18 protein-coding genes are annotated in these 23135 nt (G+C 71.9%); 9 read left to right on the top strand and 9 right to left on the bottom strand.

The window, feature by feature from the left end:
• Positions 1-15: 15 nt before the first annotated feature.
• On the top strand, positions 16-1005 hold the full coding sequence (locus OUY22_RS12780; RefSeq protein ID WP_270155103.1) for a hypothetical protein: 990 nt from the start codon (positions 16-18) through the stop codon (positions 1003-1005).
• Positions 1006-1023: 18 nt separating this feature from the next.
• Here OUY22_RS12780 and OUY22_RS12775 read toward each other — a convergent pair whose 3' ends face one another.
• Together OUY22_RS12775 and OUY22_RS12770 are read right to left on the bottom strand one after the other, a co-directional pair.
• Positions 1024-3180, bottom strand: coding sequence for a protein kinase domain-containing protein (locus OUY22_RS12775; RefSeq protein ID WP_270155102.1), 2157 nt, complete (start codon positions 3178-3180; stop codon positions 1024-1026).
• A gap of 94 nt (positions 3181-3274) precedes the next feature.
• Positions 3275-3646 (bottom strand): hypothetical protein, encoded by a 372-nt coding sequence (locus OUY22_RS12770; protein ID WP_270155101.1) that lies wholly within the window; start codon positions 3644-3646, stop codon positions 3275-3277.
• A gap of 64 nt (positions 3647-3710) precedes the next feature.
• On the opposite strand from OUY22_RS12770, the gene lhgO reads away from it, so the two are divergent.
• The 6 genes from lhgO (at position 3711) to OUY22_RS12740 (ending at position 11464) form a co-directional block, all read left to right on the top strand.
• A complete protein-coding gene (gene lhgO, locus OUY22_RS12765) occupies positions 3711-4901 on the top strand; it encodes an L-2-hydroxyglutarate oxidase (protein WP_270155100.1) in 1191 nt (396 codons plus the stop codon).
• A 17-nt stretch (positions 4902-4918) separates the two neighbouring features.
• Positions 4919-5611: a response regulator transcription factor gene (locus OUY22_RS12760; RefSeq protein ID WP_270155099.1), complete on the top strand. Its 693-nt coding sequence runs from the start codon at positions 4919-4921 to the stop codon at positions 5609-5611.
• Positions 5608-7044, top strand: a complete 1437-nt coding sequence (locus OUY22_RS12755) for a sensor histidine kinase (protein ID WP_270155098.1) — start codon at positions 5608-5610, stop codon at positions 7042-7044. Before OUY22_RS12760 ends, OUY22_RS12755 begins: the two co-directional genes overlap by 4 nt.
• Before the next feature lie 65 nt (positions 7045-7109).
• A complete protein-coding gene (locus tag OUY22_RS12750) occupies positions 7110-7766 on the top strand; it encodes a response regulator transcription factor (RefSeq protein WP_270155127.1) in 657 nt (218 codons plus the stop codon).
• A gap of 9 nt (positions 7767-7775) precedes the next feature.
• A complete protein-coding gene (locus OUY22_RS12745) occupies positions 7776-9689 on the top strand; it encodes an ABC transporter (protein WP_270155097.1) in 1914 nt (637 codons plus the stop codon).
• Complete coding sequence (locus tag OUY22_RS12740; RefSeq protein ID WP_270155096.1) at positions 9686-11464, top strand: GTPase; 1779 nt, start codon at positions 9686-9688, stop codon at positions 11462-11464. The genes OUY22_RS12745 and OUY22_RS12740 overlap by 4 nt, the downstream gene beginning before the upstream one ends.
• Here the strand turns inward: OUY22_RS12740 and OUY22_RS12735 are convergent.
• On the bottom strand, positions 11432-13162 hold the full coding sequence (locus OUY22_RS12735; RefSeq protein WP_270155095.1) for an RNA-binding domain-containing protein: 1731 nt from the start codon (positions 13160-13162) through the stop codon (positions 11432-11434). The genes OUY22_RS12740 and OUY22_RS12735 overlap by 33 nt on opposite strands.
• Positions 13163-13539: 377 nt before the next feature.
• Between OUY22_RS12735 and OUY22_RS12730 the strand changes: the two genes are divergently transcribed.
• Complete coding sequence (locus OUY22_RS12730; RefSeq protein ID WP_270155093.1) at positions 13540-14508, top strand: aldo/keto reductase; 969 nt, start codon at positions 13540-13542, stop codon at positions 14506-14508.
• 100 nt (positions 14509-14608) lie between these two features.
• Here the strand turns inward: OUY22_RS12730 and thpR are convergent, their stop codons facing one another.
• From thpR to OUY22_RS12710, 4 genes are all read right to left on the bottom strand, one after another.
• The gene (thpR, locus tag OUY22_RS12725) at positions 14609-15166 is read right to left on the bottom strand and encodes an RNA 2',3'-cyclic phosphodiesterase (RefSeq protein WP_270155092.1); all 558 of its coding nucleotides are present in this window, start codon (positions 15164-15166) and stop codon (positions 14609-14611) included.
• 19 nt (positions 15167-15185) lie between these two features.
• Positions 15186-16415 carry an MFS transporter gene (locus OUY22_RS12720; protein ID WP_270155091.1) on the bottom strand — a complete coding sequence of 410 codons (1230 nt, stop codon included), beginning with the start codon at positions 16413-16415 and terminating at the stop codon, positions 15186-15188.
• 23 nt (positions 16416-16438) lie between these two features.
• Positions 16439-16891: a MarR family winged helix-turn-helix transcriptional regulator gene (locus OUY22_RS12715; RefSeq protein WP_270155090.1), complete on the bottom strand. Its 453-nt coding sequence runs from the start codon at positions 16889-16891 to the stop codon at positions 16439-16441.
• Between the two features lie 115 nt (positions 16892-17006).
• Positions 17007-18449: an NCS2 family permease gene (locus OUY22_RS12710; RefSeq protein WP_270155089.1), complete on the bottom strand. Its 1443-nt coding sequence runs from the start codon at positions 18447-18449 to the stop codon at positions 17007-17009.
• Positions 18450-18530: 81 nt separating this feature from the next.
• Here OUY22_RS12710 and OUY22_RS12705 point away from each other — a divergent pair, with 81 nt between their 5' ends.
• Positions 18531-18740, top strand: a complete 210-nt coding sequence (locus OUY22_RS12705; RefSeq protein WP_270155088.1) for a DUF2530 domain-containing protein — start codon at positions 18531-18533, stop codon at positions 18738-18740.
• Between the two features lie 46 nt (positions 18741-18786).
• Here the strand turns inward: OUY22_RS12705 and OUY22_RS12700 are convergent, their stop codons facing one another.
• Both OUY22_RS12700 and OUY22_RS12695 read right to left on the bottom strand, forming a co-directional pair.
• Positions 18787-21816, bottom strand: a complete 3030-nt coding sequence (locus OUY22_RS12700) for a sacsin N-terminal ATP-binding-like domain-containing protein (RefSeq protein ID WP_270155087.1) — start codon at positions 21814-21816, stop codon at positions 18787-18789.
• 118 nt (positions 21817-21934) lie between these two features.
• The gene (locus OUY22_RS12695) at positions 21935-22735 is read right to left on the bottom strand and encodes a DUF3027 domain-containing protein (protein ID WP_270155086.1); all 801 of its coding nucleotides are present in this window, start codon (positions 22733-22735) and stop codon (positions 21935-21937) included.
• Positions 22736-23135: the final 400 nt, after the last annotated feature.

Genomic DNA, 23135 nt, shown 5'->3' with positions numbered 1-23135 from the left:
GGCATGATGGCGGGCGTGGGGGGACTGCTGTTCAGGGTGCTCGGGATCGCGCTGGCCGCGCTGGCCCTGATGCCGCCGTCACCGGCCGCGGCCGACGGGGAGGAACTGCTGTTCAGGTTCCGCGACCCGGCCATCACCGAGTCGAGCGGGCTGGCCGTCTCGCCCACGCATGACGACGTGTACTACACCCACAACGACAGCGCGGCGGAGCCGGTGTTCTACGCGGTCGGCGGCGACGGCCGGACGAAGGCGACCTTCCGCCTGCGGGACGCCGAGGCGCGCGACTGGGAGGCCATGGCGGCGGTCAAGGACCGGAAGACCGGGCGCGGGGCGCTGTGGTTCGCCGACATCGGCGACAACCTCGACGGGGCGTGGCCGGACATCTCCATCTACAAGGTGGCCGAGCCGCGCACGCTGGCCGACGCGACGCTCCCCGCCGTCCGCTACCGGTTCCGGTACGCCGACGGGGCCAGGAACGCCGAGGGGATCATGGTCAATCCCCGGACCGGGCGGCTGTACGTGGTGACGAAGGAGTTCGCGGGCGGGGTGTACGAGGCTCCGAAGAAGCTCCGTGCCGACAGCACCAACACGCTGCGCCGCGTCGGCGGCGCGCCGATCATGGCGACCGACGCCGCGTACGCGCCCGACGGCTCGTCATACGTGATCCGCACGTACTTCTCGGCGACCCTGTACGAGCCGTCCGGCGAGATGATCGCCAAGGTGCCGATGCCGGAGCTGAAGCAGGCCGAGTCCATCGCCTACACCCGGGACGGCACGGCGCTGCTGACCGGTTCGGAGGGTGAGCGCAGCCCCGTCTACCGGGTGCCGCTGCCGGTCTCCGAGACGCCCACGCAGACGCCGTCCGAGCGGCCCGACACGCGGGGCACGAGCGCGGCGGCCGAGTCGGAGCCGGGCGGGCTGACCGGGCTGAACGTGCTGATCTGGCTGGGGGCGGCGGCGCTGGCGATCGGGGGCATCGTGTTCCTGGCACGCATCACGCGCTGAGACCGCGTCGCCGCGCGGCTACGTCGCGACCCCGACCACCGTCCGGGTCTTCGCGCGCTGGACCTCCCGGCGGTTCACCAGCTCCACCCGGTGCCCGGCGGAGAACCCGCGCGCGATGCTGCCGCGGATCGCCGGCCCCGCCGCCGCGCACTTGGATCCGTAGTGGACGCCGAGGGTGACGGCCACCAGGATGAACACGTACGCTCCGATGTCGTGCAGGGCGCTCATCTGGACGCCGGCCCCGATGACCATGATGACCAGCGCGTACAGGAGCATGGTCCACCACCACTGCTCGTAGCCGCGCGCGAACCTCTTCCCGGCCTCCGGCGTCGTGGACAGGACGCTCTCGCCCTTCTTGAGGAGATCCCGGGCGGTCGAGTAGACGAGGTAGTTGCAGAGCGCGACCGCCAGCGCCGCCGCCGCGCAGGTCCACGGCCAGACCCAGTACGTCGCCTCGCTGAACGTCGAGAGGATCGTCGTGGGCACGGCCACCACCGCCATGGACCGCATCATCACCTCGGTGCAGCGGGCTCGGAAGCCCGGGATGCCGCGCACCGTGAGCCGGGCCAGCATCGTCTGGTAGAACTTGGCGGCCACCAGCCCCTGGGAGAAGGCGATCACGTTGGCGTACAGCTCCATGTGGGACGAGGGAAGCGTCAGCTCCCCCGTGACCAGGTCGTCGATCTTCAGCAGGGCGGTCTTGGCCGCGATGAACCACCAGGCCAGGGTGGACAGAGCGGAGAAGAAGAGCAGGTAGCGGTCGTGGGTCCCGCCGCCTTCGTCGCGCCGCCGCCACACCCACCACTGCTTGAACTGCGTGCCGAACTCGCGTGAGGTCGGCGCGGCGAGCGCCCACAGGTACTCCGCCCGCCTCTTGCCGGAGACCGGCTCCTGCTTGACCAGGTCGAAGCGGACCTGCAGGTGCCGGCCGAGCTCGGCGAAGGACGGGCCGGCGGACGACGGGAGCTGCAGCAGCCGGTTCTCCGATCGCTCCTCGATGAGGTCCTCCAGCGCCTGGGCCAGGATCGGGCTGGCCGTCCAGATCTCCTCAGGCGTACGGCCGTCCCGCGGCGGCGCTCCGGCCAGCACCTCCGTGAGGATGATGCCGAGCGAGTAGACGTCGGCGGTCGGCGACGTGGTGCGGTGGTTCTTGATCTCGGGAGCGATGTAGACGGCGTCGTCGTGCTCCGAGACGCCGACCTGCCTGCTGTAGAGATGGTTGAAGCCGAGGTCGATGAAGCGGATCTGCCCGCCGTGCTCGTCGACGATGACGTTGTTGGGCGAGAGGTCGAGATGCTGCCGCCGAGGGTCGGCGTCGTCGACGGGACGGGACCGGGCGAGGTCGTGGAGCGCCGCGGTCAAGCGCGCGGCCAGCCGCTCGGCCTCCCCGATGCGGTCGGCCATCGTCGTCAGCCGCCCCTCCGCACGCGCCTCGGTCAGGTACTCGCCGAGCGTCCTGCCCTCCTGGAAGGGCATGAGCACCCACATGCCCGACGACGCGATCGGCTGCACGACCAGCCGGGACATCTCCCCGTCGCCGTACACCATCGCGTACTCGTCGGTCGAGCGCGCGATCGCGGCCACCTTGTTCCACGGGAACAGCACGCATTTGACCACGATCCGGGTGCGGTGGCCCGCCTCGTTGTCCGGTTCCTTCCTGACGCCCGTGAGGATGAACGAGGTGGTCCCGGCCTTGTGATAGCGGAGACTCGAAAAGTCCAGCTCGGCCCAGAACCGCCGTTCCACCGCGCCTTCCGGCGCGTACACGAGCTCGATGGACCGCCCGATGAGGGTCGTGCGGAAATAGGACGCGCACTGCTCGTCCGTACGCGCCTGCTCGTCGGCGTCCGGCGACTGGAAACGGCGGTCCAGCAAGGACACGTTGAGCGACACCAACGCGACGAGGCCGGTGAGCATAGTGGCCGAGGTGTCCTGCCGGGAGGTGAGGCGGAGCACCGCCCGGTGGCAACTGGCGGCGAACGTGCTGCCGGCGCCGTTCTCGAACTCGAACTCGGCGATGTGGTCGAGGATGTCTCTCAGGAACGCCTGCGTTCCCGCCACCATGACGCCCTCGTCGGGGAAATCGAGTAACCGCTGGGTGGTGGCCCGTGTATGTCGCCCCGACAATTCGGCGAGGAGCAGCGCGGTGAACTCCTGACTCTGGGCGGCGTTCACGACTGCCTCCTTCCGGCGGCCCCGCTGCCTCAATGGTGCCACGCCGGGAGCCGGACGTCCGGTCTCACCGTCAAGCGTTCTTGACCAACGCCGGTCACGGGTGGCGCATGGTGGCGGTGAACAGGTCGCCGCGCAGCGCCCGTTCGACGGCCTCGATCGAGCGGGACAGCCGCACGAGGCGCGGGCCTTCCTGGCGGTAGGTGTCCAGGACCGCCTCGATGGCGTGCGGCGGCAGGTGGCCCTTGAGCTCGACCGCGGCCCCCCGGTAGCCGGCGCGGGCGGCGTGGACGGCGGAGTCGACGTGGTGGCGGGCCATCCGGGCCAGGGCGACCGGGTGCCGCCGCAGCACCTCGTAGGCGCGGTAGTCGGGCGGGACCGCGTCGAGGAGCCAGGCGACGGCCGACCGCTCCCAGTCGGGCACGCTGGGCGGTCGCACCTCCGCGGGCCATTCGGGCGGGACGTACATGCCCTCATCGTACTCACGTTCGATTCGGGCGGGGCCGGCACGTCCGCTTCGATACATTCGAGGCGTGACGGAGAAGATCGGAGTCGTGGGAGCCGGGATCGTCGGCCTGGCGGTCGCGCGCGAACTGGCCGCCGTCAGAGGCGCCGAGGTGACCGTGCTGGACAAGGAGGACCGCGTCGGCGCGCACCAGACCGGCCACAACAGCGGCGTGGTGCACGCGGGCCTCTACTATCCGCCCGGCTCGCTCAAGGCCAGGCTCTGCCGTGAGGGCGTGAGCCTGCTGAAGGAGTACTGCGCCGAGCACGCGCTGCCGTACGAGGAGGTCGGCAAGCTGGTGGTGGCCGCCACCCGGTCGGAGCGGCCGCGGCTGGCGGCGCTGGCGGAGCGGGCCAGGGCCAACGGCGTGCCCGGCATCGCCGAACTGGACGCGCTCGGGCTGCGTGAGGTGGAGCCGCACGCGGTGGGCGTGGCGGCGGTCCACTCGCCGCGCACCGCGATCACCGACTTCCCCGCGGTGGCGCGCCGGCTCGCGCTCGACGTGGCGGAGCTGGGCGGCTCGGTACGGCTGCGGCATCCGGTCGGGGGCGTCAGGGAGACGTCCAGGGGCGTGGAGGTGGCGGCCGGAGGGCACAGGTTCGCCTTCGACCGGCTGGTGGTCTGCGCCGGGCTGGGCACGGACGCGGTCGCCAGGATGGCGGGGCGGCCGGGGAACGTGCGCGTGGTGCCGTTCCGGGGCGAGTACTACGCGCTGGCCGGGGCGGCGGGAGACCTGGTGCGCGGGCTGATCTATCCGGTGCCCGACCCGCGCTACCCGTTCCTGGGGGTGCACCTGACCCGGCACGTGAGCGGGGAGGTCCTGGTGGGGCCGAACGCGGTGCTCGCCGGTGCCTACGAAGGGTACACATGGCGAAATTTCCGTAATTTTCATCAGATCATGGCCTGGCCGGGCACGCTCCGCCTCGCCCGCCGCCACTGGCGCACCGGCGTCAGGGAGGTCTACGGCTCGCTCGTCAAGAGCGCCTTCGTCGCGGCGGCCCGCCGGTACGTCCCCGAACTCACCGCCGATGACCTGCGGCGCGCGCCGGGCGGCGTGCGGGCCCAGGCGGTGGCACGGGACGGCTCGCTGGTGGACGACTTCGCGGTGGACGTGCACGGCGACGTCGTCCTGGTACGGAACGCGCCCTCCCCCGCGGCCACCTCCAGCCTCGCCATCGCCAAGCACATTGCCGGAATTGTTCCAGCACCCTCCCGATGAGTGCATCCTTGAAGGTGATGGACGCACGCCTGCTGATCGTCGAAGACGACCCGAACATCCTCGAACTGCTCGCCGCGAGCTTGAGGTTCGCGGGCTTCGAGGTGTCCACCGCCAAGAGCGGAGCCGACGCGGTCGCCGCGGTCCAGCGGCAACGCCCCGACCTCGTGGTGCTCGACGTCATGCTGCCCGACCTGGACGGCTTCGAGATCGTCCGGCGGATGCGCAGCGGCGGCCTGCCCACACCCGTGGTGTTCCTGACGGCCAAGGACGAGACCGAGGACAAGATCCGCGGGCTGACCATCGGCGGCGACGACTACGTGACCAAGCCCTTCAGCCTGGAGGAGGTCGTGGCCAGGATCCACGCGGTGCTCCGCCGTACCTCCGGGGACGCGCAGCCGCCCCCGCCCAGGCTGACGTTCGCGGACATCGAGCTGGACGAGGAGAGCCACGAGGTGTGGCGCGGCGGCCACGCCGTCGCGCTGTCGCCGACCGAGTTCAAGCTGCTGCGCTACTTCATGACGAACGCCGGCCGGGTGCTGTCCAAGCCGCAGATCCTCGACCACGTGTGGGACTACGACTTCCGGGGCGAGGTCGGCATCGTCGAGTCGTACGTGTCGGTGCTCCGCCGCAAGATCGACAACCGCAGCCCGCGGCTCATCCACACCCTGCGCGGCGTCGGCTACGTCCTGCGCATGCCGCCGGGCGGATGATGGCCAGGCTGGACCGGCTGCCGCTCCGGGTCAAGCTCATAGCCGCGATGCTCGCGCTGCTCGGCGTCGGCATGTCGTTCATCGGGGTGGTCAGCGTCTCGGTGCTGCACGGCTACCTGCTGGACCGCGTCGACAGCCAGGTCAGTTTGGTCTCCGTACGGGTGCACAAACGGCTCGTCAACGACGCCGAGCGGCGCGAGCGCGGCCGGGAGTCGGTCACCGAGAAGCCGCTGCTCCTCGAGTCCGACACGATCGTGCTGCTGAGGACCCCGTCCGGTGGGCTCACCACCACCCAGTGGGACCGCGACATCGACCAGAAGCCCCGGCCGCGGCTGGAGGACTCGCCGGGGCCCGGCGTCTACACCGCGCCCGCCGTGAGCGGGAACGGCGAGTGGCGGGTCCAGGAGACCACCACCCCGCACGGCACGTTCGTGGTCGCCACGGACCTGACCGAGGTCAACGAGATCACCCGGCGGCTCATCCTCATCGAACTGCTGGGCGGCGGCGGCATCGTCCTCATCCTGGCGGTGGTGGGCGTCGCCATCGTGCGGCGCAGCATGCTGCCGCTGGCCGAGATCGAGCGCACCGCCGGCACCATCGCCGCGGGCGAGCTGGGCCGCCGGGTGCCCGACGGCGACCCGCGTACCGAGGTCGGGCGGCTGGCCGCCGCGCTCAACGGCATGCTGGCACAGATCGAGAGCGCGTTCGCGGCCCGCTCCGCGTCCGAGGAGGCCGCCAGGCGCTCCGAGGACCGGATGCGGCAGTTCGTCACCGACGCCTCCCACGAGTTGCGCACCCCGCTCACCTCGATCCGCGGCTTCGCCGAGTACGGCCGCCAGAACCCGGGCGCCGACCCGGCCGAGCTGATGCAGCGCGTGGAGAACGCGGCCGCCCGGATGGGCCTGCTGGTGGACGACCTGCTGCTGCTCGCCCAGATGGACCAGCACCGCCCGCTCAAGATGCGCCCGGTCGACATGCTCGCGCTGGCCGCCGACGCGGTGCAGGAGGCGCGCATCCTGGCCCCCGGCCGCCAGATCGACCTGGACGTCGTCGGCGGCGCCGCGCTCATCGTCTCGGGCGACGAGGTACGGCTGCGCCAGGTCGTCGGCAACCTGACCTCCAACGCGCTCATCCACACCGAGGAGGGCACGCCGATCACCGTGCGGGTCGGCGCCGGTGACGGCACGGTCTTCCTGGAGGTGGCCGACAAGGGGCCGGGACTCAGCCCCGAGCAGGTGGACCGGGTCTTCGAACGCTTCTATCGGGCCGACTCGGCCAGGTCCAGGCGCCGCTCGGGCGAGGACCGGGGCAGCGGGCTCGGCCTGGCCATCGTGCAGGCGCTGGTGCAGGCGCACGGCGGCACGGTCGTGGCCAGGAGCGCGCCCGGCGAGGGCGCCACGTTCCGGGTGGAACTCCCACTGGCCTTGGATTGAGCCTTCAGGATTTCCTCAGGTCGTTCGGCCACCCTGGAAAGGTGAGCAAACCCGAGGCACTGATCATGGTGGTGGACGACGAGCCCAGCATCAGGGACCTGCTCTCGGCGAGCCTGCGTTTCTCCGGGTTCGAGGTGGTCACCGCCGCCGACGGCAACGAGGCCGTCGAGGTCGCCAAGCGGGCCGGCCCCGACCTGGTGGTGCTCGACGTCATGCTGCCGGACCTCGACGGGTTCGAGGTGGCCCAGCGCATCGACGCGCCGGTGCTGTTCCTGACCGCCCGCGACGCCACCGAAGACAAGATCGCCGGGCTGCGGGTGGGCGACGACTACGTGACCAAGCCGTTCAGCCTGGAGGAGGTGCAGGCGCGCATCCGCGCCGTGCTGCGCCGCACCCGCGGCGAGGGCGCGCCCACGAGCCGGCTCAAGGTGGCCGACCTGGAGCTGGACGAGGAGGCGCGCGAGGTGTGGCGGGCGGGCCGGCCGGTCCGGCTGTCGCCGACCGAGTTCAAGCTGCTGCACTACTTCATGGCCAACGCCGGGCGGGTGCTGTCGAAGGCCCAGATCCTCGACCACGTGTGGAACTACGACTTCGGCGGCGACGCCGGGGTGGTCGAGTCGTACGTGTCGTACCTGCGGCGCAAGGTCGACGACGTGGAACCCCGGCTCATCCACACGCTTCGCAGCGTCGGATACGTGTTAAGGGAGCCGCCCTCAGGCTAGCTTGACGGTATGGACCTGTTGAGCGCGCTCCAGCGACTGCGCGCCTCGCTGGATCGGGAGCTGTTCCCCCTGGCGATCGGCGAGGCGGCCGACGACCGGCGCGCCCTCAAGGAGCTGACGGGGCAGCTCGACGACTACCTGCTGCCCCGGCTGCGCGCCATCGACGCCCCGCTGCTCGCCGTCGTCGGCGGCTCCACCGGCGCGGGCAAGTCCACGCTGGTCAACTCGCTGGTCGGGGAGGACGTCGCCGAGCCGGGCGTGCTGCGGCCGACCACGCTGGTGCCGACGCTGGTCGCCAACCCGGCCGACCGCGACTGGTACCTGGGCCAGAACGTGCTGCCCGGCCTGTCGCGCGCCACCGGCTCCGGCCCTGGCGCGCTGCGGGTCGTCGCCTCCGGCGCGCTCGGCGCCGGGCTGGCGCTGCTCGACGCGCCCGACATCGACTCCGTGGTGACCGCCAACCGTGAGCTGGCCGCCCAGCTGCTGGCCGCCGCCGACCTGTGGCTCTTCGTCACCACCGCCGCCCGGTACGCCGACGAGGTGCCGTGGAGCTTCCTGCGCACCGCCCGCGAGCGCAGCACCGCCCTCGCCGTCGTGCTCGACCGGGTGCCGGAGGAGGCCGCCGGGCCGGTCACGCGCGACCTGGAGCGCCTGCTGGAGGAGAACGGGCTGGCGGGCACCCGCCTGTTCACCGTGCCCGAGGCGCCGCTGCCCTCCGAGAAGGCCCGCCTGCCCGCCGAGGCTGTCGCTCCCATCACCGCCTGGCTCTCCGGGCTCGCCGCCGACGCCGCCGAACGCTCCCGCGTCGTCCGGCAGACGCTGTCGGGCGCCCTCGACAGCCTCGCCACCCGCGTGCCCGCCCTGGCCGGAGCGGTCGAACGGCAGGAGGCGGGATTCGGCGCGCTGCGCGACGTGGTGTCCGGCGCCTACGCGGGCGGGATGGCCGACTTCGACGAGGGCATGCGCGACGGGTCGCTGCTGCGCGGCGAGGTGCTGGCCCGCTGGCAGGACTTCATCGGCACCGGCGACTTCATGCGTTCGCTGGAGAGCCGCGTCGGGTGGCTGCGTGACCGGATCGTCGGCTTCTTCACCGGCCAGATGCCGGAGGCCCGGCTCAGGGACGCGCTGGAGAGCGGGGTCGAGGCGCTCATCAGAGGCTCCGCCGACGCCGCCGCCGAACGGGCGCTCGACGGCTGGCCCGCCGCGCCCGGCGGCGGCGGGCTGCTCGACCGGCTCGGCGCGATGGAGTCGGCCCGGCTCGGCCGCGCCTCGCCCGACCTGGGCAAGCGGGCCGAGGCCGCGGTGCGCGGCTGGCAGGAGTACGTGCTCGACCTCGTACGGCAGGAAGGCGCGGAGAGGCGGACCACGGCGCGGATGGCGTCGTTCGGGGTGAACGGGGCGGGGCTGCTGCTCATGCTGGCCGTGTTCGCCTCGACGGGCGGGCTGACCGGGATCGAGGTGGGGATCGCGGGCGGCACCACCGTGCTGTCACAGAAGCTGCTGGAGGCCATCTTCGGCGACCAGGCCGTGCGCACCCTCACCGCCCGCGCCCGGGAGGACCTGCGGGAGCGGGTGCGGGTGCTGATGGACGAGGAGGCGGCCCGCTTCCTGTCGGTCCTGGAGCCGCTGGAGCCGCCGCGCGGCACGGCCGCCGCCCTGCTGGACGCGGCCCGCACGATCCGCGACCACCAGACCGAGCTCCCACCGAACCGCACCGCCGTCCTCCCCGCCCTGGGCACGTCCGCCGAGGCGCCGACCGACCCGGGCGTGTCCCCGCAAGCCCCGACCGACCCGGGCATCGGGCCCGCGCCGGGCATCTCCCCGCAAGCGCCGACCGACCCGAACATCGGGCCCGCACCGGACTCCCGGGCGGGTGAGTCGCCGCCCGGCCGGCGGGTGCCCGAGGGAGGGGACGGGCGGTGAAGCTGCTGCGCCGCAAGGAGCGCCCCTCGCTGGACTCCAGGCTGACCGCGCTGCTGGAGGCGGCCGAGCTGGCCGAGGGCCGGCTGCCCGACGAGGCCGTGGCGGGCGCGCGGACGGTGGCCGAGCGGGCCGGGACCCGGCGCCGCCTGTCCGTCGAGCACACCGTGGCCGCCCTCGCCGGGGCGACCGGCAGCGGCAAGTCGTCGCTGTTCAACGCCCTGGCCGGGGAGGACCTGGCGTCCGTCGGCGTCACCCGGCCCACCACGTCGGCCGCCCAGGCGGCGCTGTGGGACGGCGAGGGCGCCGGGCCGTTGCTCGACTGGATCGACGTCCCGTACCGCCACTCCGCCTCCACCGGCGACGACCTGAACGGCCTGGTCCTGCTCGACCTGCCCGACCACGACTCGATCCGGCTGTCCCACCGGCTGGAGGTGGACCGGCTGGTGGAGCTGGTCGACCTGCTGGTGTGGGTGCTGGATCCGCAGAAGTACGCCGACGCCGCCGTCCACGAACGCTACCTGCGCCCGCTGGCGGGACACCGCGACGTCATGGTGGTGGTCCTGAACCAGATCGACCGCCTCCCGCCCGACGCGGTGAACCGCTGCCTGAAGGACCTGCGCCGCCTCCTCGACGCCGACGGCCTCACCGGCGTGCCGATCCTCGGCGTGTCGGCCAGGACCGGCGCCGGCCTGGCGGACCTGCGCGCCCTGCTGGCCGGCCGGGTGACCGACCGCGCGTCCTGGTCGGCCCGCCTGGCCGCCGACGTCACCGCCGCCGCCACCCAGTTGGCCGCCGTCTCGGCGGCCCTTCCCCGCACCACCTCGAACGGCGGCCCCTCCCCCGGCGGGCCGCCCGCGAAGACGCTCGCCCTCACGGCCGAACCCGCCCGCGCACCCGCGCTGCTCCACCACGACGAGCCGGGCCCCGGGCAGGTGTCGCTGCCGGAGGTCTCCGGCGAGACGGCGGGGCTGGAAGGGCCGCTGGTGACCGCGCTGTCGCGGGCCGCCGGGGTGCCCGTCGTGGTGGAGGCCGTGGCCAAGGGGCACCGGCACCGGGCCGTGGTCGCCACCGGCTGGCCCGTCACCCGCTGGGTGCGGCGGTTCCGGCCCGACCCGCTGCGCCGGCTGCGGATCGGGGTGGCCGCCCCCGGCAGGTCTCCCGACCGGGAGCTCATCGGCCACACCTCCGTGCCCGAGCCGTCCGCCATCCAACGGGCGCAGGTCGACACCGCGATCAGGGACGTCGGCGAGTCCGCCGCGGCCGGGCTGCCGGGCGCGTGGGCGGCGGCGGTGCGGCAGGCGGCGCGCTCGCGCTCGGCTGAGCTGGCCGACGCCGTGGACAAGGCCGTCGGCCGGACCTCGCTGGGCGCGACCCGCCGTCCTCGCTGGTGGCGGGCGGTGAACATGCTGCAGTGGCTCGTGTTCGGCACCCTGCTGGCCGGGGTGCTCTGGCTCGGCGGACTGTTCGCGCTGGACTACCTCCAGTTGCCCGAACCGCCCCTGCCGACCGCCGGCGAGGTCCCCTGGCCGACCGTGCTGCTGCTCGGCGGCGCCTTCGCCGGGGTGCTCATCGCCCTGCTGTCCAGGGTGGCCGCCTGGCTGGGCGGCCGCCGCCGCGCCCGCAAGGCTTCGAAAGCGCTGCGCGAGTCCATCAGCGCGGTGGGCCGGGAGTACGTGCTGCAGCCCGTCGAGGACGAACGAGACCGCTACACCCACTTCGCCGACGCCGTCACCCGCGCCGCCTCAGTCGGTCGCCGATCGACGACCACGCCTTGACCCGGCCCTGGGAAACTCGGGTCCGGGCCCGTAGCGGACAGCCGTGCCACGCTTCTGCTCGGACGTCCGGGTCAGCAGCTCTCTCCCGACGAGGTCCCGGATGATGTCCCGAGCCTGGTAGACGTCCACGTCGAACAGGCGCTGGATGGTCCGGTTGTTGACCTCGCCATAGTCCCGCACATGATCGATGATCTTCCTGTCGATGTCATCCGTCGCGCGGCTGTGATAGGCGACGGCGCTTCCCAGTCGAGCGATCACGTTCGCCCGGAGCCGATAGGTGGGGTAGCGATGTCGCATGGTCGCACGGGTGGGCTCCAACACGCCCACGGGCTCCGCGGCCAGTCGATGGAGTGCCGCCTGCGCCTCGTCCGGTGATCGTTGGATGACAGGTGCGACCTCGAGAGAGCGCACTGCGCGCTTCCCGCACAGCATGCGGATGATGATCATCGCATCGGTGTCGTCCTGCTCTTCCTGGGGAAGGGAGGCGACGAACTTGGCTATGCGTGTATTGGGCGGCTCTCCTCGAAACAACACAGCCACATGCTCGGGGCCTTCAGTGATGACAGGCACGTCCCGTCCGGACTTGATCATTTCCCGGTACATGCGATCGACCCCCTGACCGACCTCCTCCGCCAGCCCGAGCAGTCGGAAGCCGGACGCCAACGCCGGGAATCGAGCCCTCGACCCTCTCGTCAGGATGTTACTCGTGGTGACACCTGAGACCAGAGGGCCCGGGGATTCGATGCGCAGGTATTGCGGAGAATGCTCGACCTGCACCACGCCCTTCATCCGCCAATCACCGTGGATGAAGGCGTTGACCAGTGCTTCCCGTATCGCAGCCGACGGATAGTCTTCGATCTGTAGTTGCCGGCCGTCGGCAAGGGTCACGGGAGTGATGCCTTGCCGAGCCCTCATGGCCTGGAGAATCTCGTCGAAGGCCAGCACCAGCGGAGCACCGACGCGCAGCACCGCATCGGCCTCACCGGACTGGGTCCGCTTATGTTGATATACCGCCGCGTACATCCCCAAGCTCGAAGGGTTCTGGCAGAGCATCAGTTCGCCGCTACGCGACAGAGTTCCGTCGTCCGCGATCGCGTGCAGGGCGTTCAGCAGATCCCGGTCGCCGAATTGTGCGTATCGCTGACGACTCGGATCCGCCGAACCGGCGAGAAGCCTCCTGCAGTACCTGAGAGCCAGGGGATCCACGTCGTCCAGGGGCCGGCCGCTCGCGGTGGCGGACCAGTCGAATCCCCGACGCTCTTCCGACAGCCGGGTCACATCGAGAGGGCGCATCGGAAGACAGTCCGTGTTGATGCGCTGGTAGGTATAGCCCTTGGCCGTCGCGTACACCTCAAGCCCTTCCGGAACACCGATCTCCAGGAGGCGCTTGCCGACGAACTCCATCTCTCGCACATCCACGAGCAGGGACGGCATGGTGAGCTGGTGGATCTTGCTTCGAAGGAGCGACGCGTCCAGGTCGCAACCGACGAACGCGTCTTCGCCCGACTTGTTGTCCGCCACCCCCACGATGACTGTGCCACCACTGGCATTGGCGAAGCACACACACGCCTCGGCGAGGTCCTGGAATGCCTCTTTGAGGGTGGGCTTGGCCTGCTTGAAGTCGAGGGTCTCGGTTTCACACTTGGCGGCGGCCGTGCCTGCCAAGATCTTCCTCAGGACCGGCAGAGACGACGTCACCTTTGAGGCTCCTTTGAGGTTGCCGTTGCTGCAACGGTACCCCCAAAGACTCCTCAATGCCAGGACTCCAATACTCGATGCCATGAGGTTTTGTGACCGTTGAAGGTGTCAGCGCCGCTACTGGCAATAGAGGCTTTCACGCCTATGACCAGGCCCTATAGTCGTGACCCTGATGCTGGCGAGCGCACCTTTGAGGGCCCCTTTGAGGTTGCCGTTGCTGCAACGGTTCACTCAAAGGGTTGACCTAAGGCAGAGTCGTACACGTCGTTGAAGCGCGGCGTCGGCCATCGTGGTGGGCAGCATGCGCGCACTAGCCCCGAGAACACGGCGCCGACCCTATGGCCTGGAGCACACTCCAGGTACCTAGGGTGGAAAGCATGGACTACGTGCATCTCGGACGCAGCGGACTCGAAGTCAGCCCTCTCTGTCTCGGCACCATGAACTTCGGACCGCACACCTCCGAAGAAGACTCGTTCGCCATCATGGACCGGGCCCACGAACTGGGCCTCAACTTCTTCGACACGGCCAACGTCTACGGCTGGAAGAAGGGCGAGGGCGTCACCGAGAACATCCTCGGCCGGTGGTTCGCGCAGGGAGGCGGCCGCCGCGAGAGGACGGTGATCGCGACCAAGCTCTACGGCGACATGGGCGACTGGCCCAACGAGAGAAGGCTGTCGGCGCTCAACATCCGCCGCGCCTGCGACGCCTCGCTCAAGCGCATGCAAACCGACTACCTCGACATCTACCAGGCTCACCACGTCGACCGGCACACGCCGTTCGACGAGTTCTGGGAGGCCATGGAGGTGCTGCGCCAGCAGGGCAAGATCCTGTACGTCGGATCGTCGAACTTCGCCGGCTGGCACATCGCCAAGGCGCAGGAGTCGGCGGCCCGGCGCGGCTTCTTCGGCCTGGTGAGCGAGCAGAGCCACTACAACCTGCTGACCAGGGCGGTGGAGCTGGAGGTGCTGCCCGCCTGCCAGGACTACGGCCTCGGCGTGATCCCGTGGAGTCCGCTGGCCGGCGGCCTGCTCGGCGGCGTGCTGCGCAAGATGGACAAGGGCCGCTCGGCCGCCGACCGCATGCTCAAGGAGCTGGACAAGCACCGCGACAAGATCGAGCGGTACGAGAAGTTCTGCGACGACCTGGGCGAGGACCCGGCGCACGTGGGGCTGGCCTGGCTGCTGAAGCAGCCGGCGGTGACCGCGCCGATCATCGGCCCGCGCACGCTGGAGCAGCTCGACGGCACCATGCGCACCCTGGAGATCGAGCTGGACGGCGAGGCGCTGGCCAAGCTGGACGAGATCTTCCCGGGCCACCGCACCGCGCCGGAGGACTACGCCTGGTAGCGGCGCGTCAGGTCACCAGCGCGCCGATGATGACGATGAGCATGAGGAGGCCGAGCACCAGGGGCAGCAGCCAGGAACGAGGACGGTCCACGCCTGGAGCCTAGCCGGGCTCGGCGGGTGCGAGCGCCCACTCGTCCAGCGTGGCGTACCTCACCCGCGGCCCGGTCCGGCTCTCGACCAGCCGGATCGTCTCCGCCCGCCAGGCCGAGCCGGTGAACCCGGCCAGCGACTCGACGAGCGGGCGGAGGTCGGTCTCGGTCCTGGCCCTGGCGAGCGTCAGGTGGGCGTGGAAGCGTTTCTCGTCGGTGTGTCCGGCGCCGGCCCGGCGGCCGGCCGCCCTGACGGAGTCGGCCAGCCGGACGATCGAGTCGCCCGACAGGCCGGCCCAGAACACCCGGGCGCGCCGTACGGACGAGAACGCGCCGAAGCCGGTGAAGGCCAGGGTCGGCACGGGGTGGCGGGTGGCGGCGCGGGACAGGCGGGCGCGCAGGTCGGGCAGCGCCCGTTCGGGCACCTCGCCGAAGAAGGCGAGCGTCACGTGCCAGGTGGCGCGTTCCGGCCAGCGCAGCCCCGGCGCCTGCCCGACGTGCGGGGCGATCGCGCGCTCGAGTTCGTCGAGCACGTCGTCGGGCGGCACCAGGGCCGTGAAGAGCCTCATGACTCCAGTGTGTCGCGCCTCAGGCGGTGGCCGGCACGGCCCGGCGCCGCGCGACCCGCCCGGTGATGATCCTGGTGACCAGGACGGCCATCGCGGTGCCCGCCAGCACGAACAGCCCGGCGAAGACGGCGCCGGCCCTGGGCCCGCCGATCTCGGACAGCCAGCCGACGAGGGTCGCCCCGATGGGCGAGCCGCCGACGAAGACCAGCATGTAGATGCCCATGACCCGGCCGCGCATCTCGGGCGAGGTGGCGAGCTGGACGGCGGCGTTCGCCGCGGTGTTGACCGTGATCAGCGCGATGCCCGCGGGCACCAGCAGCGCCAGGTAGGCCAGGTAGGACGGGGCGAGCCCGGCCGCGACCTGGAACACGCCGAACGCGATCGCGCCGGTGAACAGCACCCTGCGCGAGATCGTGGACCGGCGGGCGGCCAGCAGCGCCCCGGCGAGCGCGCCGACGGCGAACATGCTGGAGGCCAGCCCGAACGAGCTCGCCCCCGCCTGGAACTCCTCGCGGGCCATCAGCGCGATCGACATCGAGAACGCCTGCGAGAACATCGACACGAAGGCGATCAGCAGGATCGGCATCAGCAGCTTCTCGTGCCGCATCACGTACGCCAGCCCTTCGCGGAGCTGACCCTTGGCCCGGGGCACGGGGTCCGACGGGTGCAGCTCGGAGGTGCGCATGAACACCAGGCTGGAGATCACCGCGGCGAAGGTGAGCGCGTTGATCAGGAAGAGCGGGCCGGTGCCGCCGAGCAGGTAGATGAGCATGCCGGCGACGGCCGGGCCGACGACGCGGGCCAGGTTGAAGCTGGAGCTGTTGAGCGCGATGGCGTTGGGCAGGTCGTCCCTGCCGACCATCTCGACCACGAACGCCTGCCGGGTCGGCACCTCGACGCAGGAGATCATGCCGAGGGTGAAGGCCATGACGTAGACGTGCCATTCCTGGGCGGCGCCGGTCACGGTGAGCAAGCCGATCGCGACGGCGAGCACGGCCATCATGGTCTGCGCGGTGATCAGCAGGGGCCGCTTGGGGTAGCGGTCGGCGAGCACGCCGCCGAACATGCCGAACAGCAGCATGGGCAGAAACTGCAGGGCGGTCGCGGTGCCGAGGGCGGCCGCGCTGCCGTGGGTCAGGTCGAGGATCAGCCAGTCCTGGGCGGTGCGTTGCAGCCAGGTGCCGACGTTGGAGACCGCGCCGCCGATGGCGAACATGCGGTAGTTGCGGATCTTGAGCGACCGGAACATCCCGGTCCTGGGTTCTTCTGGCTCTAGATCCTGCTGAGCTTCTCCAGAATCGGCGCCGCCTGACGGAGAATCGCCCGTTCCTCGGGCGACAGCTCCTTCAGCTGCCGGGTCAGCCAGGCTTCCTTGCGTGCCCGCTCCTCCTTCAGCAGCTCCCTGGCGGTCTCGGTCACGGTCACGGTCACCTGGCGCCGGTCGCTCGGGTGCGGGCTGCGCGAGAGCAGGCCGCGCTCCTCGAGCGCGGCGATCACGCGGGTCATCGAGGGCGGTTGCACCTTTTCGAGCTCGGCCAGCTCGCTCGGTGATATTGCGTCGTGCCGCTCGACGGCGGCCAGGGTCGCGAACTGGGTGGGGGTCAGCGGGTGTGCCGCCGCCTGCCGGCGCAGCCGCCTGTTGAGCCGGGCCAGCGAAACGCGCAACGCCGAAGCGAGACCGGCGTCGCTGCGCAGATCCATCTTGAGCTGAAGTCTTGTTAGCATGAGTCATTACCTTTGCTAACTATACCCGACGGCGGGATATTTCCGGGCCGGGTGCGTCTCACTGGTCGATACCCAGCGGGCCGCCGTTCTCGCGGACGGCGGCCCGTACCGGTTGTCAGAGCCCCAGCATGACCTTGATCGGGCCGAGCGCGAAGTACAGCACGAACAGCGCGGCGACCGCCCACATCAGCGGGTGGACCTCCCGCGCCTTGCCGCGGACGACCTTGATGAGCACGTACGTGACGAAGCCGGCGCCGATGCCGTTGGAGATCGAGTACGTGAACGGCATGAGCACGATGGTGAGGAACGCCGGGATGGCGATCTCGTAGTCGGTCCAGTCGATGTCGCGGATCGCGGTCATCATCAGGAAGCCGACCACCACCAGGGCGGGCGCCGCCGCCTCGTACGGCACGATCTGGACGAGCGGCGCGAAGAAGATCGCCACCAGGAACAGCAGGCCGGTCACCACGCTCGCCAGGCCGGTCCGCGCGCCCTCGCCGACGCCGGCGGCCGACTCGACGTAGGTGGTGTTGGACGAGACCGAGCCGGCGCCGCCGGCGACGGCGCCGAGCGAGTCGACGAGCAGGATCTCACGGGTACGCGGCAGCGTGCCGTCCTCCGCCACCAGGTCCGCCTGGCGGCCGACGCCCACGATCGTGCCCATGGTGTCGAAGAAGTCGGTGATGAGCAGCGTGAACACGAACAGCACCGCGAGCAGCAGGCCGGCGGAGCTGAAGGCGCCGAACGGGTCGAACTCGGCGAACAGCACGAGCGGGTTGTTGAACCCGAAGACCTCGCTGGGCCAGGCGGGCACGTTGAGCTGCCAGCCGCCCGGGTTGTCCTGGGAGGAGGCGCCCGAGCCGGTGACCGCCTCGACGAGGATCGCCAGGAGGGTGGTGCCGATGATGCCGATGAGGATGGCGCCCTTGACCTTGCGCGCGACCATGGCCGCGGTCGCGAGCACGCCCACGACGAAGACGAAGATCGGCCAGGAGGAGAGGTTGCCCGCGATGCCCATCTCCAGCGGCGGCCCCGCGGCGACCCGGCGCACGAAGCCCGCGTCCACGAAGCCGATCAGCGCGATGAACAGGCCGATGCCCACGCTGATCGCCGTCTTGAGCTGGGAGGGGATGGCCCGGAACACCGCGACCCGAAGGCCGGTCAGCACCAGGATGCCGATCACGATGCCTTCCAGGAAGATCAGGCCCATGGCCTCTTCCCAGGTCATCAGCGGCGCGATGGTGAAGGTCACGAAGGCGTTCAGGCCGAGGCCGGCGGCCAGCGCGAACGGCACCCGGGCCACCACCCCCATCAAGATGGTCAGGACACCGGCGACGAAGGCGGTGCCCGCGGCCACCAGCGCCACGTTGGGCGTGGTGCCGTCGCCGATCACCTCGCCCTGGATGTCCTTGCCGTTGGCGATGATGATCGGGTTCAGCACCACGATGTACGCCATGGTGAAGAACGTGGCCAGGCCACCACGCACCTCGCGGGAGACGGTGGAGCCGCGTTCGGAGATGGAGAAGAAACGGTCTATAGCGGTACGGGAGTCACTCACGGCGAAACTGTGACAGTGCGGACGTTATGCCAAAAGTGCTGGTAACCGTTTCGAGATGCGATTGAAGCTAGGCTGAATGGTGTGACGCAGCAGTGGCGCCCGGACCCCGAACCGATCAAGACCAACGACACCGCCACGGTCGCCGTGGGCACCGCCCTGTGGGCGATCGCACTGGTGGCCTTGCTGATCTTCCGCCCCGCCCCCGAGCACTCCTGGTGGATCTGGACCTGCCTCACCGGCGTGGGCTTCGGCTTCCTCGGCCTGTGGATCGTCCAGCGCCGCGGCGACTGACCGTGGTGTCCCGCCCTCCGTGACCCGGGGAGAGCGGGACGGGGACTCACGACAGGTCGGCCTCCGCCAGCAGGAGGGGCACCGCGGACGGGTCGCGCAACATGGCGGCGACCGCCAGCCGGTCGTTCCACTGGCCGGTGGCCCAGGCCAGCCCGCGGGCCAGGCCGTCGAGGCCGGCGCAGTGGACGGCTCCCTCGTAGAAGCGCCACGCGCATCCCACGCCGTCCACCAGCAGCTTCTCGTGCTCGACGTAGGTCTCCGGGGCCGTCGGGAGCAGGGAGCGCACCTGGGGCGGCACCTGGCGGGTCTCGCCGGACGACGTCACCTCGCCGGAGGCCACCTCCCCGGCCAGCGGCAGGTCGAGCAGCTCCGACAGGGACTCGGCCAGGTCGTACGGGGCCAGCACCAGCGGCCTGTCGGTGACCAGCTGCAGCAGGTCGGGCGCCTCCACCACGACGACGTCCTCGGCGTCGGCCACCACGATGTCGCCGCCGAGCACGGCCCGCACCCGGCCGGGCGGGGCCACCCGGTCCGGCTCGACCGCCGCCAGCGCCATCCAGAGCGAGCGCAGCTGGGCCCGGTCGACCTCGATCGACTCATCGGCCATGAGGTCGAGCAGCTCCTCGGGACCGCCGTGGGAGTCGAGCAGCTCGGCGAGCGTGCTGCGCACGCCGAGCATGGCCAGCGCCCCCTCGTCCAGCCCGCCGGACGCGTCCGCGTACAGGCCCTGCAGCAGCGGGTCGGCGCCGGGCAGCCGCAGCTCGCGCGGCCTGCGCCCGTCGAGCACCGGATGGCCGGCCAGCCACCAGGCGGTGTAGGAGGGCACCTCGACACCCTCGATCCGCAGCGGATGGAGGGCGGCCCGCAGCGGCGGACGAGTCAGCAGCCGCAGCGCCGCCGGCCAGTCGGCGACCAGCTCCAGGTCGCGCACCGCGACGAAGTCCGGCGCCACCGGCGGCACGTCCAGCTCCGGCAGCAGGTCGAGCACGTGGTCGAGCCACTCCTCCTCGCCGTCGAGGTCGTGGTCGCACTCGTCACGGTCGAGCAGCACGTCGGAGTCGTGCACCACGGCGAACCCGTCGAGCACGCCCGCCGCCTCCAGCACCCGCGGCCCGTACGTCTCCTCCAGGTCGCGGGCGGCCACGCCGAGATGGGTGTCGGGCTCCAGCAGCCCGGCCAGCGCCCCGTCTGCCAGCATCAGCTCGCCCGCCGGGTAGAGCTCGCCGTCGGCGCCCGGCAGCGCCAGCTCGGCCAGCCACGGCGCCTCCCCCGGCGCCAGCCCCGCCGCCCGGACCAGGGACAGCACGGCGTGCGCCACCGGCCCGGGGTCGGGGCTGTCGAGCGACTGGGCGACGGCGGCCTTGGTGATCGGGTCGTCCAGGATGGTGCGCGGGGTGGCCTCGGCGGCGCCCAGCCGCAGCAGCGCGGGATGGGCGGCCTCCGGATGCACGATGCGCAGCCCGAGAGGCGTCAGGTCGAGCCCGGCGCCGCCCTCGGTCAGGATCAGCGTGCCGCGCGGGCCGCGCACCAGCCGGCCGTCGGCCAGCGGCACCGGCAGCGCGCCGAGCGACTCGGGATCGTCGGCCGGCAGCACCTCGTACAGCGCGTGCCACCACCCCGCGTCGAGCCCCTCCACCGCCTCGCCCGACAGCAGGTCGACGACCTCGGACAGCTCGACCCTGCGCACGCCCAGCGACGTCATCGCGGGATGGCGGGCGGGCCAGCCCGCGGGCAGCAGCCCGGGGACGAACGCCGCGACGGCGTCGAGCAGCGCGGCCGACCCGGCCACCACGGCGGCCTCGCGGCCCGCGACGACCCAGCCGTCAGCGCCCGGCTCCTGCGGCGGGTGCTCGACCCGCCACTCGGCGTCGGGCTCGTACACCTCGGCGTCGGCGAACGAGGGCGTCCGCACGGCCGGCGCCGGCGCCGACAGCGCGGGCAGCAGCGGCGTGCCGGGCAGGCGCTGGAGCACGGCGCGGCGGACGCGCGCGTCCAGCTCCCCCTTGCCCATGTACGAGGGCACCAGGTCGAGCAGCTTGGGCGTGCGCGGCAGCTCCTCGACCAGCCGGACGTAGGCGTCGGCGGCCTTCTCGACCAGGAAGTCGGTCAGCGGCCCCTTGGCCACGTGGCGGCGGTCGGTGGCCATCGGGAACGAGGCGATGAGCAGCGCGGGCAGGTCGATCGGCTCGTCGCTGGGCGTCGGCGCGTGCACGACCGGCGGCACCGCGGCGGGCAGCGGCCCCGGCTCACCGGTGCCGGTCAGCGGCACCGCCCAGCGGACCGACCAGAAGGGCCGCGCCCGCTCCTCGGTGGGCCGGTCGGCGAACAGCTCCGCCACCTGCTCGGGGGCGAACGCGCCCGACTCGGTGACGACGTGCCAGCCGTCGGCGGTGACCGTGCGGACCACGCCGTCGAGGTCGATCTCGATCGTGGACAGGGCGGGCATGCCCAGCGGCAGCGCCGGGCTCGTCTCCTCCAGCATGCGCCGGACCGCCAGGGCCGACGCCTCGTCCTTCAGCGGCAGCCGTACCAGGGTGTCGAACCCGTCGGGCACGTCGAGCGGGCCGGCCTCGAACGGCAGGCGCAGCAGCGGCACGTGCCCGGACCGCTCGGCCAGCCGGCCCGCGAGCTCCGGCACCGCGCCGACCAGCTCCGCCGTCTCCGCCCGCGACCAGCGCACCGAGGCGGAGCCGCGCGAGCCTACGGCCGGTTCGTCGCAGACCGACACGACGGCCGCGAACCCGACGCCGAACCGGCCCGCCGCGCCCGCCTCGTCACGCTTGCCGGACACGCGCAGCGTGGCCAGGCTCTCCACGCCGGTCGCGTCGAGCGGCGCGCCGGTGTTGGCGGCCGTCAGCAGGGCGCCGCGCAACGTCAGCCTGAGCACCCCCGGCACGCCGGCGCGCAGCGCCGCGTCGGCGGCGTTCTGCGCCAGCTCCACGATCAGCCGGTCGCGGTAGCCGCCGAGCGCGAAGTCCTCCTCGGCGTTGGCGTCCTCGCGGAACCGGGCGGGCGACGCCGTCCACGCCGCGAGCACGGCGGCTCGCATCCGGTCGGTGCCAAAGGTGTCGGTCATCGGTCACGATCCTGGGTTCGAACGGTACGGGGCCACCGTAGATTAGTGGGAAACCCGCGCCCGGCCCCGCCGTTCGGGCGGGACGGGGGCGCGGATCCGCGGTGACGGGCCGCCGGCGTCAGGAGTGGCCGAGCTCCTCGGAGTCGTCCGCGCCGACCGACCCGGCCTCCTCCTCCATCAGGTCGAAGCCCAGGTCGTCGAGGATGGGCCCGGCCATCTCGACCGGCGGCGGCAGCACCGCGGCCTCCGAGTGGGCGCCGCAGCCGTGGTCGGCGGCGACCACCTTGCCGTCGTCGGGCGCGTACTCGTTAGTGCAGACCCCGAACAGCTGCCGGAGCCCACCCGCGAGCAGCCAGTAGAAGCCGCAGGTGGAGCACTGCGCGGGAGCGGCGTGTGCGATCGGTGTGTGCGGCCCGTGCTCGCCGGAATGCCAGCGCCTGGCGGTCCGGTCCCTGCCGATGGCCGAGAGCACACGGGCCCGGCCCAGGCCGTACTCGAAAATCGTCTGCTGCTCGACCTCGTCGTCGCTCTCGGTGAACCCCGGCACCAGCCGGTCGTCGTCCTCCGGGCTCGGCAGCAGGTCGCCGACGCCCAGGTCGCCGGGGCGCAGGCGCTCGCTCCACGGCAGCCACTCGGGGGCGAGCAGCGCGCCGGAGCCCGGCAGCAGGACGGCCTCGCTGACCGTCACCTTCTTCGCCCGCGACGCCCGGGTGACGGTGACGGCCCACCGCCAGCCGCGATAGGCGCGGTCCTGGCAGGCGAAGTAGTGGGTGACGACCCGGTCGCCCTCGCTCTCGTAGCCCAGGTGCTCGCCGGGCACCCCGGGACGCGCCAGCTCCTCGGCCGCGGCGCGCGCCAGGTCGACGGCGGCGACGCAGGCCTGGTCGGGCGCGGCGGAGCGGGTCCTGGCACGGCTCATCGGCCTGCCTCCGCCGAAAGGTGCTGTTCGCTCACACTTCATTCTCCCCCATGGCCGACCCTGCCGGTGCCGAGAAGCCCGCTTTCCCTCCTACTCCCGCCGAGAAACCTCGCGCCGGAGGCCGTCCCCGGCCGAGATCTACCGGCCCGTTCCCGTACGCGGACCGCCCGCAGCGCCCCGCCGGCCGGGACCCGGGCATCCGGGCCCGGTCCCGGCCGGGCCGGTGAGGGCTCCGGCAAGCACGGCCACCGGAAGATCTACGGGAACGCCGTCAAAGAGACGGATGACCGCGATCGGTACGTGAGCGGGAGTGGGGGTCGGCGTGACGATCGGGTAAGACTGGTAGGCGTGGAAGGTGGCTGGGAGCGAGCGCGCGACCTCTCCCGGCGCGTCGGGCGCG

Origin of the sequence: Nonomuraea corallina, from assembly GCF_027620315.1 — a bacterium.
GTDB classification, from domain to species: Bacteria; Actinomycetota; Actinomycetes; order Streptosporangiales; family Streptosporangiaceae; genus Nonomuraea; species Nonomuraea corallina.
The sequence above is the reverse complement of the archived record's forward strand: the minus strand, read 5'-3'. Positions and strand labels throughout refer to the sequence as shown.